Genomic DNA, 10,872 nt, shown 5'->3' with positions numbered 1-10,872 from the left:
CGGGAACGCGCCGATCGCCGCGGCCGTCGCCGACAGGGCCAGGAAGCTGGAGACCTCCAGTGTCCCGAATGAGTCATTCGCGACGCTGCGGGCTCGCGGGAAGCTGCGCCGCGGCGTAGCGGATCGCGCCCAGCAGGAGCGCGCGGAAAGCCGGGTCGGCGTACGACTCGGTCGTGTGGCCGAGCCCGGTGTAGAACGCCCGGCCGCGGCCCTGCGGGTGACACCACGTGATGGGGTGGTCCGCCCCCATCCCACCCCCGGTGTAGCTGGACTCGTCCAACGTCTGCAGCACGTGCACGCGGCCACGCGGGTTGGTGCGGAAGTCGTACAGCTCGTCGGTCCGGGTCCACACCGGCGGCAGGTGGGCCGTCGCCGGGTGCGTGCGGTCCTCGGTCACGAACCGCGCCCGCTGGATCGCCGGGTGGGTGCGGAACCACGCTCCCACCAGCCGGCCGTACCACGGCCAGCCGTACCCCGTGTCGGCGGCGGCGTGGATGCCGACGTAGCCGCCGCCCCCCTCCACATAGGACTCGAACGCCGCTTGCCCCGCCGCGTCGAGGACCTCGCCGCTGGTCGACAGGAACACCACCGTGTCGTAGGCGGCCGTCACCGCCGACGCGTCTTCGGTTGCCGTGACGTCGAAACCGTGCGCCGCACCCAGTTCCCGGATCGCCCGGATGCCCGCCGGAATCGAGTCGTGCCGGTACCCGGCCGTCTTCGAGAACACCAGCACCCGCACGGGGAACCTCCTCATTCGCTCGGGATGGCGGCCGCCAGCAGGAGGTCCTTGACCTCGGTGGCGTGGATCTTCTCGCGCGCGAACGCCGGGTCCGAGCACAGCAGCACCGGCCCGTCTTCGGGTGAGTCGGGCAGCCGGCCGTGGCTGCCGCGGACCGGCGCCGGGTCGAGCGGCACGACCTGCATCGAATAGCGCAGGCCGAGCTTCTTGCGGGCCAGCGCGGCCGCCGCCTTGAGCTTGACCTTCGGGTCCTCCGGGTCGAAGAACAGCTCGGCCGGGTCGTAACCGGGCTTGCGGTGGATCTCGACGGTCTTCGCGAAGTCCGGCGCGCGGTCGTCACTCAGCCAGTAGTAGTAGGTGAACCACGCGTCCGGCTCGGCGATCGCGACCAGCTCGCCCGCCCGTTCGTGGTCGATGCCGAGCCCGGCCTGGCCGGCGCGATCCAGCACGACGTCCACTCCGGACAGTCCCGCGACGGTGTCCCGCACCCGCGGGACGTCGGCCGGATCGGCCACGTAGACGTGCGCGACCTGGTGGTCGGCCACCGCGAACGCCCGGGACGTCCACGGGTCCAGGTACTCCATCCCCGCCTGGACGTAGACGTTCAGCAGGCCTTCGCGGCGCAACGCCCGGTTGACGTCGACCGGCCGGTTCGCGTTCGTGATGCCGTACTCCGACAGCGCGACGACCGTGTGCCCGCCCGCGGCCGCGAAGTCCAGCAGCGGCCGCAAAGCCGTGTCGATCTCCCGCGCGGCCGCCGCGGCCTGGGGTGCGTCCGGGCCGAAGCGCTGCAGGTCGTAGTCCAGGTGCGGGAGGTAGACCAGCGTGGTGTCCGGCCGGTCCTCGGCCATGATCTTCCGCGCGGCCGCGATGATCCACTTCGACGACGTGATCGCGGCCGTCGGGCCCCAGTAGGTAAACAGCGGGAACTCACCGAGGGCACCTTCCAGGCGGTCGTGCAGTTCGGGCGGGTACGTGTAGCAGTCCGGGGACTTCTTGCCGTCGGCGTGGTAGATCGGCCGCGGGGTCACCGTGAGGTCGGTGTCCGCCCCCATCGCGTACCACCAGCAGACGTTCGCCACCCGGTGGCCGGGCTGCGCGCGGCGGGCCGCGTCCCAGAACTTGTCCCCCCGCACCAGCCGGTTGTGCTGGCGCCAGAGGAACACCTCGCCGAGTTCGCGGAAGTACCAGCCGTTGCCGACGATTCCGTGCCGCGCCGGGGTGAGCCCGGTGAGGAACGTCGACTGCACCGAGCAGGTGACCGCCGGGAACACCGTGCCCAGCTGCGCGGTGAAGCCGGGCTCGGCCATCTTGCGCAGGTTCGGCATGTGCGGGAGCAGCCGCGGCGTCAACCCGACGACGTCCAGGACCAGCAAACTCATGCGCACACCTCGCTGACGCTCGGTGCGGCCTGAGCCGAAAACGCAGTGTTGGATGATTCGTTCGCAAGCTCACTCATGCGGATACCTCTTCCAGGCCGAGGGTGGTCAGGGCCCGCCGGGTCCAGTCGAGCTCGGCCGCGATGCCCGCGACCAGCCCGGCGTCGTCGGCGGGTGCGTCCGGGAGCACCTGCCAGGTGTAGGTCTCGACCTCGACGTGGTCGGTGCGCGCGGCCACGCCGCCGAACAACTCGGCCAGGGTGACGGCCAGCACCGGCCGGGTCGACGTCAGCGGCGGTGCCGGGTCGGCGTGCAGCGGGACGTGGAAGTGCACCCGCCACGGCGCCCGCCCCGGGAGGCCGCCGGCCAGCGCCAGGTCGAGGTCGTCGGCACCGGGCGGAGCCCCTTCGGTGCTCTGGTGGAGGAACCGAGGCTCCACAAAGGACTCCAAGGCCACCCGCGTCACGGGATCGCTCGGCTCCGCGGCTTCCAGCGCGGCCGACGCCTGGAGCTTGACGACGGCCAGCCCCGCGGCTTCGAGCCGGCCCAGAGCGGCGGCCGGGTCCTCGAACCCGACCGCGAGGTGGCAGGTGTCCAGGCAGACGCCCAGCCATTCCTTGTCCACTTCGGACAGCAGAGCCGCGGCCTGCGCGGTGGTCTCGATGACGCAGCCCGGCTCCGGCTCGAACGCCACCCGCACCGGACGGTCCTGCTCCGCCAGCCCCTTGGCGAGGACCGCGAGCTGCCCGTCGTCGCCCCGCCAGTCCGTGCGCCAGCCGAGCGGCAGCGTCGACACGCTGCCGCGCACGGCGTCGTCCGGCAGCAGCCGGGCGAGCAGCCGCGCGAGGTCGAGGGTGTACCGCGTGCGCTCGGGCGCCGCCCAGTCCGGCCGGTAGACCTTGTGCTTGACGACCGGGTCGTGGAAGCCCTGATACGGGAACCCGTTGAAGGTGACGACCTCCAGGCCGCGCGCGGCCAGCTCGCGCTTGAGGCGGTCCACCGCGGCCGGGTCGCCGGCCAGTTCGGCAGCGACCGGCCGGGCCAGCCAGAGGCCGACGCCGAGCCGGTCCACGCCCAGGCGCTCGCGGACCGGCTCGCCGAAGCGGGCCAGCTGGGCGAGCACGCCGCCGAGGTCCTCGGCCTGGTGGACGTTGGTGCAGTAGGCGAGGTGGACGAGCGTGCCGTCGCGGTGCCGGAACCTCACTTGCGCGCCCCCCGCAGGATCGAGTTGCCCGCGAACTCGGCTTCCGCCGGTCCGCCGTCGAGGGAAAGCCGCCCGCTCTGCCCGTAGAACTCCACCGGGTTGCGCCACAGCACCCGGTCGACGTCGTCCTCGGTGAAGCCGGCGGCCAGCATCGCGTCGCCGGTCCGGCGGGTCTTGAGCGGGTCGCTCTTGCCCCAGTCGGCCGCGGAGTTCACCAGCACGCGCTCGGTGCCGTACTCCCGCAGGATCGCGACCATCCGGTCCTCGTCCATCTTCGTGTCCGGGTAGATGGAGAAGCCCAGCCAGCAGCCCGACTCCTTGGCCATCGCGACGGTCAGCTCGTTGAGGTGGTCGAGCACCACCCATTCCGGTGCGATCCCCGACTCGCGGACCACGGCGATGCTCCGCTCGGTCCCGGCCGCCTTGTCGCGGTGCGGGGTGTGCACCAGCGTCGGCAGCTCGTGGGCGATCGCCAGCGCGAGCTGGGCGGCGAACGCCGTGTCCTCCTCGGCGGTCATCGAGTCGTAGCCGATCTCGCCGACCGCGACCACGCCGTCCTTCTCCAGGTACCGCGGCAGCAGGTCGAGCACCGGGACGCAGCGCGGGTCGTTGGCTTCCTTGGGGTTGAGCGCGATCGTGCAGTGGTGGGCGATGCCGAACTGGCTCGCGCGGAACGGTTCCCAGCCGACGAGGGCGTCGAAGTAGTCGGTGAAGCTGCCGACGCTCGTGCGCGGCTGGCCCAGCCAGAACGCCGGTTCGACCAGCGCCCGGACGCCGGCGGCGTGCATGGCGGCGTAGTCGTCGGTGGTCCGGGAGCTCATGTGGATGTGGGGATCGAAGATGCGCATCAGCCGTCCTGTTCGTTCAGCAGGGTGCGGAGATCGGCGGGGACTTCGCGGCCCGCCGCGGCGCGTTCGGCGGCGAAGTCCCGCAGCATGCGGAGCAGTTCCTCGTCGGTGCGGCGATCGAGACCGGCCACGGCGGTCAGCGGGATGCCCATGAAGACGCACTTGAGCACGCCGTGGCGGTAGGCGGCGTCGCCGAGGTGGGTGGCGGCGTACTCCCCCATCGCGGCGGCCACCAGGCGGGGGTCGTTGGTGCGCAGGGCGTCCGCGACCAGCTCGACTCCGGCGTCTCCGATGTCCACAACGGACAGTCCGAAGAGGATGGCTCGCTTTTCGGCCGCGTCGCCGTAGCGGTAGAGGTCGGGCATCTCCACCGCGGCACCGGGAGCCGCCTTGAGCAGTTCCACGCGGGCAGCGTCGGCCGCCGTCCGGCCGACCCGGCGGCCGACGGCGGGGAACACCGTGCGCAGCGCCGTCGCGTCGGCGGCCACCTTCCTCAAGGCTTCGTCGAGCCAGGCGGTCACCCCGCCACCGCCTTGCGCAGGAAGTCCAGGGACTCGCGGGCGATCCGCGGGGCGGCGTGGCTGTCCCGCGGCAGTTCGACGGCCACCAGCCCGGTGTACGGCGCCAGCGCGGCCAGCACGGGCGGGAAGTCGATCTCGCCCTTCCCGAACTCCAGGTGCTCGTGCGTACCGCGGCGCATGTCGTCGATCTGGACGTTCACCAGCCGGGGCAGGGCACGCCGAACACAGTCGGGCACGGACGCGGACTCGTTGCACCGGCAGTGTCCGATGTCCAGCGTCAGCCCGAACCGCTCCGGATCGCCGAGTCTTTTCGCCAGTTCGAAGTAGCCGTCCAGGTCTTCGACGAGCATCCCGGGCTCGGGTTCGAACCCGAGCCGGACGTCGTGCTCGTCGGCCGCCTTGAGCACGTCGGCGCAGCCGTCGACCAGGTGCGCCCAGGCTTCCCCGATGGGCAGGTCCGCGGGTTTGTTGCCGCTCCAGAAGGACACCGCTTCGGCGTTCAGGTCCGCCGCGATCGCCACCGCCCGGGTCAGGAACTCGATCCGGCCGGCCCGGCCGGGGTCGAGGAACGTCGGCGCGTGCTTGCGCCACGGGTCCAGCAGGAACCGGGCCCCCGTCTCGATCACCACGGCCAAGCCGAGGCGGTCCAGGTCCGCGGCGACCTCGGCGACGCGGCGGGCGAGGTCCGGCCCGAACGGGTCGAGGTGCTGGTGGTCGAGGGTGAGCGCGACGCCGTCGTAGCCGAGGTCGGCGAGCACGCGCAGGGCGTCCCCGAGCCGGTGGTTGGCGAAGCCGTTGGTGCCGTACCCGAACCTCATGTCGGCGACACCTTCCGGCTCAGCGCCCGCGCGAGCGGGAACGCGGCCGCCACGGCCAGCGCCGGGCGCCACGCACCGGTGCGTGCGATCAGCCCGGCCTGCAGCGGGATCATGCCGTGGATCCCGGCCCCGACGGCCCGCCGGATCTTCGCGGCGACCGGATCGCGGACGGCATCGTACTGCGCGCCGCCGGTGGTCACGGCGTACGTCCCGAGCAGCGCCGACGACAGCAGCCCGCCCCGGCCGGCGACGACCCCGACGCCGGCCGTCGCGGCCAGGGCGGCCGCGGGCAGCGCGGGCCTCGCACCGTCCACTTCGGACCGCGACAGCGTTGTCACGGCGTAGGTGTGCGCCCCGACGGTCAGCGCCGCGGGCAGGGCGGCCCTCGTCCCGCCCGCGCCGAGCAGGACGTCGAGGGCGCGGGCCGCGGCCATCGCGGCCGGCCCGAGCACGGTCTTCTTGAGCACGAAGTCGTAGGCCCACACGGTCGCGGCCAGCGGCACGGCGACGCGCAGGGCCCGGCGTCCCCCGGCGGCCGCGGCGATGCCCAGCCCGCCCGCCGTCAGCCCGGTGGCGACGCCGAGCGCCGTCTCCGGCGCGACCCGGCCCGACGGGATCGGCCGTTCGGGCCGTTCGACCGCGTCGAGCTCGCGGTCGGCGTAGTCGTTGAGGGCCATGCCCGCCCAGTAGAGGCAGACCGAAGCGCCGGTCAGGGCGAGCGTGCGGCGGCCGAACGGCCAGCCCGCGGCGGCGGCCCCGGCGACCGCGTCCCCGGGCACGGTCAGCGCGGCGGGCGCGCGGACGAGTTCGGCGAGCGCCTTCACCGGTGCGCCCACGCGCGCAGGGCCGCGTACTGCGACGCCAGGTCGTGCGGGCCGGCACCGACGGGGTCCTTGAAGAAGAAGCCGAACTCTTCGACCGGGCCGGCCACGCCGTCGCGGCACGCCTTGCCGGTCAGCCGGGCGAGGTCGAGCACCAGCGGCGCGGCGAGCGCCGAGTCGCAGCCCTGCCAGGTGAGCTGCAGCGTCATGCGCGCGCCGAGGAACCCCTCGAAGAGCACGTGGTCCCAGGCGGTCTTCCAGTCGCCGAGCGCCGGCACGTAGTCGATGTGCACCTCGCCGTCGACCGGGCCGCCCAGGTTCCGCTCCAGCACCTGCTGCTTGGACGCGTTCTTGCTCGACGCGGCCCCCGGGTCCGCCAGCGTGGCGCCGTCGCCGCCGCCGAGCAGGTTGGTGCCCGACCAGGCCAGGACGTTCAGCCCGCGCTGGGCGAACATCGGCGCGAGCACCGACCGCAGCAGCGTCTCGCCGGTCTTGCCGTCCCGGCCCGCGTACGGCTGCCCGGTGGCGCGGGCCAGTTCGTCGAGGGCGGGCAGGCGCGCCCCGGCGGACGGGGTGAAGTCGACAAAGCCACAACCGGCGCGGAAGGCGGCGTAAGCGTAGGCGGCGCTCGCGGGCAGCACGTCCTCGTCCGCGGCCAGCGCCGCTTCGAGGGCGGCCAGGGAAGCGTGCGCCGGGTGCGGGTCGACCGGCGGCTCGGTGGAGGCGACGTTGAGGACGACGACGTGGTCCAGTCCCTTCCGGAACTCGGCCAGGTCCGCGGCCACCTGGCCGATCGCCGCGCGGCCGCCCCCGGACGGCGCCGGGCGCAGCCGCGTCTCGGCCGCGGCCAGCTCGGCCGCGACCGCGCCGGGCAGCGCCGGCGGCAGCACCCCGGCGGCCACCAGGTGTTCGGCCCGCTTGACCAGCGGGGTGTCCACGACGTCGTGGCCCCCGAAGACCAGGTCCCCCAAGCCGGGCAGCGCGGCCCCGGCGAAGTCCGGCAGGTCGGTCACGCAGCCGGTGCGCGCGGCCAGCCCCGCCCGCATCGCGGCGGCCCCGGCCACGGCCGTGGTGGCCACCGAGCCGCGGGCGCCGATCAGCCAGACGCCGATTTTCCCCATGGTTCCTCCAGTTCCCCGGTCCACCCCGCGCCGCCCGACGCGGGTCCACACAGCGAGAGATCACGCGCCGGCCATGGCTCGGCCGGCGCGGCGGTACTGGGTTCTGTTGCCTGGTAAGAACTTCACGGCCGGCGGTGCCGGCCCCCCGATTTCACGATACCGGCAGAAACTCCCAAACCGGGCCATCGGTGCAGACAACATGGCGGACAGGGGGCAGCTGTCCGGGCTGATCGCGGGGCACCGGATCGGTTCTCTCGCAGCGGTTAGGCCATCCGGGATCAGCCGGCGGCCCTCGCCCCGCGGTCCGCAGGACCCGGAATTGTCGGTGGTCCCCGGTAACGTAGAAACCGGGGGCCCCCAGGCCGGGGACCTCTCTGCGGCGAGCCGTCAGGCGGAAGCCGCTCCGCGGAAGCGCAGCGCACCGAGCGCCCCGACAAGGGGAGCCAGCTCCGGCCGGCTCTCCGCCTCCCCCAAGGCCGCCACCAGCGCCGGCCCTTCGGCGTGACGGGATCGGGTGCGCCACAGTGATCAGGCCGCACGGGGTCACCCGGCGGAACCCGGCTGCGAGCGGTGGTGCGCGGAAGCCGATCAGCCCGAAGCGGTCCCAGGCAAACTGAGCGCACCGAGCGCCCCGACAAGGGGAGCCAGCTCCGGTCGGCTCTCCGCCTCCGCCCCAACGCCGCCACCAGCGTCTCTTCGGCATGGCGACATCGGGCGCACCAAAGCGATCAGGCCGCCCGCCATCATCCGGCGGAACCGGCCGCGAGAGATAGTGCGCGGAAGCCGATCAGGCCGAGCCGGCCCCGGGCAAGCTGAGCGCGCCGAGCGCCGCAACCAGCGGAGCAAGCTCCGGCCGCGTCTCCGCCTCCCCCAAGGCCGCCGCGAGCGCCGTGTCATGCGTCGGACGCGCCGCCGCGAGCAATGCCTGCCCCGCCGGCGTCACCTCCGTGTAGATCCCGCGGCGGTCGTCCGCACACAAGTAGCGAGCCAGCAGCCCCCGGCCCTCCAGCCGGGCCACCAGCCGCGTCGTCGCGGACTGGCTGAGGACCACCGCGTTCGCCAGCTGGTTCATCCGCAGGTGGAAGCCGTCCTGACGAGTCAGGACGTCCAGGACCGTGTACTCGCTCACCGACAGCTCGTGGTCGCGTTCGAGAGCACGCTGCAGCCGGTCCTCGATCCGCGCGTGGAGCGCGGCCAGCGTCCGCCAGCCCTGCGCGCGCGCTTCGACGGCGTCGTCGTCCAGTGACACGGTTCACCTCTCCCCGGCTTGCGCGGACCGCCCGGTAAGCCGCAGGGTTGATATGCGGCGTCTGCAACTATCTCGGACGCTTGTAATTGCCAACGCCCTCAGTCTACTCCGGGAAGAAGGAAGTTCCATGCCCGCCGCCCTGCTCGCCCTGGCGATCAGCGCGTTCGGGATCGGCACCACCGAGTTCGTGATCATGGGCCTGCTGCCCGAGGTCGCGGCCGATTTCGGCGTCTCGATCCCGTCCGCAGGCCTGCTCATCTCCGGCTACGCGCTCGGCGTCGTCGTCGGTGCTCCCGTGCTCACCGCATTGGCCTCGCGAGTTCCGCGCAAGACCGTGCTGGTCGCCCTGATGGGCCTGTTCATCGCGGGCAACGTGCTCTCGGCCCTGGCGCCGAGTTACGGCCTGCTGATGACCGGCCGGGTCGTCGCCGCGCTGAGCCACGGCGCCTTCTTCGGCGTCGGCTCGGTCGTCGCCGCGTCGCTGGTCGCGCCGGCCAAGCAGGCGAGCGCGATCGCGCTGATGTTCACCGGGCTGACCGTGGCCAACGTGCTCGGCGTGCCCGCCGGCACCGCGCTCGGCCAGGCCTTCGGCTGGCGCTCGACGTTCTGGGTGGTCAGCGCGCTCGGCGTCGCCGGCGCCGCCGGCATCCTCGCGCTCGTCCCGCACCAGGAGCCGGACCCGGGCGCCGGCCTGCGCGGCGAACTCGCCGTGTTCCGCCGCCCGCAGGTGTGGCTCGCGCTGGTCATGACCGCGCTCGGCTTCGCCGGGGTGTTCGCGTCCTTCACCTACATCGCCCCGATGATGACCGAGGTCGCGGGCTTCTCCGGCGGCGCCGTCACCTGGCTGCTCGTGCTCTTCGGCGCCGGCCTGTTCGCCGGCAACCTGCTCGGCGGCAAGGCGGCGGACCGCAACCTGATGCCCAGCCTCTACGTCATCCTCGCCGCCTTGGCGCTGGTGCTGGTGGCGTTCGTGTTCACCGCGCACGCGAAGGTGCCCGCGGCGATCACCATCGCGCTGTTCGGCGCGGCCGGGTTCGCCACCGTGCCGCCGCTGCAGGCCCGCGTGATGGCCAAGGCCGAAGGCGCCCCGGCGCTGGCGTCGGCGGCGAACATCGCCGCGTTCAACCTCGGCAACGCCGGTGGCGCGTGGCTCGGCGGCCAGGCCATCGAGGCCGGCCTCGGCTACACCGCCCCCAGCTGGATCGGCGCCGTGCTCGCCGCGGCGGGCCTCGCCGTGGCGCTCGTCTCCGGACTGCTCGACCGCCGGGACCCGGCTAGTTTCGAAGCCGGAGAACGGGTACTCGCCCGATGAACCACCCACCGAAAGGACCCCTCGTGACCAGCGTGCCCGTCATCGAACTCAACAACGGCGTGCGGATGCCGCAAGTCGGCTACGGCGTGTTCCAGGTCCCGGACGACGAGACCGCCGCCGCCGTGAAGACCGCCCTCGAAACGGGCTACCGCAGCATCGACACCGCGGCCGTCTACGGCAACGAAAAGGGGGTCGGCCAGGCGATCGCCGAGTCCGGCATCGCCCGCGACGAGCTGTTCGTCACCACGAAGCTGTGGAACTCGGCCCAAGGCTACGACTCGACGCTCAAGGCGTTCGACGAGAGCATGACCAAGCTCGGCCTCGAGCAGCTGGACCTCTACCTGATCCACTGGCCGACCCCGGCGCGCGGCAAGTTCCTCGACACCTGGAAGGCGTTCGAGAAGCTCTACGCCGACGGCCGGGTCCGCGCGATCGGCGTCTCCAACTTCCAGCCCGCGCACCTCGAGCGCCTGCTCGACGCCGCCGATGTCGCCCCTGCGGTCAACCAGGTCGAGCTGCACCCGTACCTGCAGCAGCGCGAGCTCCGCGAGTTCGACGCCAAGCACGGCATCGCGACGGAGGCGTGGAGCCCGCTCGCCAAGGGCGGCAGCCTGCTCGGCGACCCGGTGGTGGCCGAGCTGGCGGTGAAGCACAGCCGCACGCCCGCGCAGATCGTGCTGCGCTGGCACCTGCAGCTGGACAACGTCGTGATCCCGAAGTCGGTCACGCCGTCCCGGATCGAGGAGAACTTCGACCTGTTCGGGTTCACCCTCACGGAGGAGGAGATGGAGTCGCTGACGCCGCTGGACCGCGGCGAGCGCACCGGCCCGGACCCGGACACCTTCAACGCCGCCTGACCC

The 10,872-nt window shown here is 72.9% G+C and carries 11 protein-coding genes; 2 read left to right on the top strand and 9 right to left on the bottom strand.

Going from position 1 to position 10,872, the window contains the following annotated elements:
* Window positions 1-73: 73 nt before the first annotated feature.
* From AB0M30_RS30610 to AB0M30_RS30570, 9 genes are all read right to left on the bottom strand, one after another.
* Entirely contained in the window at window positions 74-754 is a 681-nt protein-coding gene (locus AB0M30_RS30610; RefSeq protein WP_364590606.1) for a ThuA domain-containing protein, read from the bottom strand.
* Window positions 751-2,121 carry a nucleotide pyrophosphatase/phosphodiesterase family protein gene (locus AB0M30_RS30605; protein ID WP_364590603.1) on the bottom strand — a complete coding sequence of 457 codons (1,371 nt, stop codon included), beginning with the start codon at window positions 2,119-2,121 and terminating at the stop codon, window positions 751-753. Before AB0M30_RS30605 ends, AB0M30_RS30610 begins: the two co-directional genes overlap by 4 nt.
* A 73-nt stretch (window positions 2,122-2,194) precedes the next feature.
* Window positions 2,195-3,322, bottom strand: coding sequence for a metabolite traffic protein EboE (eboE, locus tag AB0M30_RS30600; protein ID WP_364590600.1), 1,128 nt, complete (start codon window positions 3,320-3,322; stop codon window positions 2,195-2,197).
* Window positions 3,319-4,170, bottom strand: coding sequence for a TatD family hydrolase (locus AB0M30_RS30595; protein WP_364590597.1), 852 nt, complete (start codon window positions 4,168-4,170; stop codon window positions 3,319-3,321). Before AB0M30_RS30595 ends, eboE begins: the two co-directional genes overlap by 4 nt.
* Window positions 4,170-4,691 (bottom strand): EboA domain-containing protein, encoded by a 522-nt coding sequence (locus AB0M30_RS30590; RefSeq protein ID WP_364590594.1) that lies wholly within the window; start codon window positions 4,689-4,691, stop codon window positions 4,170-4,172. The genes AB0M30_RS30595 and AB0M30_RS30590 overlap by 1 nt, the downstream gene beginning before the upstream one ends.
* Window positions 4,688-5,509 carry a sugar phosphate isomerase/epimerase family protein gene (locus AB0M30_RS30585; protein WP_364590591.1) on the bottom strand — a complete coding sequence of 274 codons (822 nt, stop codon included), beginning with the start codon at window positions 5,507-5,509 and terminating at the stop codon, window positions 4,688-4,690. Before AB0M30_RS30585 ends, AB0M30_RS30590 begins: the two co-directional genes overlap by 4 nt.
* Entirely contained in the window at window positions 5,506-6,345 is an 840-nt protein-coding gene (locus tag AB0M30_RS30580) for an SCO3242 family prenyltransferase (protein ID WP_364590588.1), read from the bottom strand. The genes AB0M30_RS30585 and AB0M30_RS30580 overlap by 4 nt, the downstream gene beginning before the upstream one ends.
* The gene (locus AB0M30_RS30575; protein WP_364590587.1) at window positions 6,330-7,451 is read right to left on the bottom strand and encodes an inositol-3-phosphate synthase; all 1,122 of its coding nucleotides are present in this window, start codon (window positions 7,449-7,451) and stop codon (window positions 6,330-6,332) included. Before AB0M30_RS30575 ends, AB0M30_RS30580 begins: the two co-directional genes overlap by 16 nt.
* Window positions 7,452-8,238: 787 nt before the next feature.
* Window positions 8,239-8,700, bottom strand: coding sequence for a MarR family transcriptional regulator (locus AB0M30_RS30570; RefSeq protein WP_364590584.1), 462 nt, complete (start codon window positions 8,698-8,700; stop codon window positions 8,239-8,241).
* A gap of 127 nt (window positions 8,701-8,827) precedes the next feature.
* On the opposite strand from AB0M30_RS30570, the gene AB0M30_RS30565 reads away from it, so the two are divergent.
* Both AB0M30_RS30565 and AB0M30_RS30560 read left to right on the top strand, forming a co-directional pair.
* The gene (locus AB0M30_RS30565; RefSeq protein ID WP_364590581.1) at window positions 8,828-10,012 is read left to right on the top strand and encodes an MFS transporter; all 1,185 of its coding nucleotides are present in this window, start codon (window positions 8,828-8,830) and stop codon (window positions 10,010-10,012) included.
* 23 nt (window positions 10,013-10,035) lie between these two features.
* The gene (locus AB0M30_RS30560; protein ID WP_364590578.1) at window positions 10,036-10,869 is read left to right on the top strand and encodes an aldo/keto reductase; all 834 of its coding nucleotides are present in this window, start codon (window positions 10,036-10,038) and stop codon (window positions 10,867-10,869) included.
* The last annotated feature ends 3 nt before the right edge of the window (window positions 10,870-10,872 follow it).

It is taken from the genome of Amycolatopsis sp. NPDC051716, from assembly GCF_040681595.1.
Classification (GTDB): Bacteria; Actinomycetota; Actinomycetes; order Mycobacteriales; family Pseudonocardiaceae; genus Amycolatopsis.
This window is presented reverse-complemented; position numbering and strand designations above follow the sequence as displayed.

What these genes read in the sequence shown, in the direction of transcription:
- AB0M30_RS30610 (WP_364590606.1), bottom strand. Translation starts at nt 754, where the DNA reads ATGAGGAGGTTCCCCGTGCGGGTGCTGGTGTTCTCGAAGACGGCCGGG.
- AB0M30_RS30605 (WP_364590603.1), bottom strand. Translation starts at nt 2,121, where the DNA reads ATGAGTTTGCTGGTCCTGGACGTCGTCGGGTTGACGCCGCGGCTGCTC.
- AB0M30_RS30595 (WP_364590597.1), bottom strand. Translation starts at nt 4,170, where the DNA reads ATGCGCATCTTCGATCCCCACATCCACATGAGCTCCCGGACCACCGAC.
- AB0M30_RS30585 (WP_364590591.1), bottom strand. Translation starts at nt 5,509, where the DNA reads ATGAGGTTCGGGTACGGCACCAACGGCTTCGCCAACCACCGGCTCGGG.
- AB0M30_RS30575 (WP_364590587.1), bottom strand. Translation starts at nt 7,451, where the DNA reads ATGGGGAAAATCGGCGTCTGGCTGATCGGCGCCCGCGGCTCGGTGGCC.
- AB0M30_RS30565 (WP_364590581.1), top strand. Translation starts at nt 8,828, where the DNA reads ATGCCCGCCGCCCTGCTCGCCCTGGCGATCAGCGCGTTCGGGATCGGC.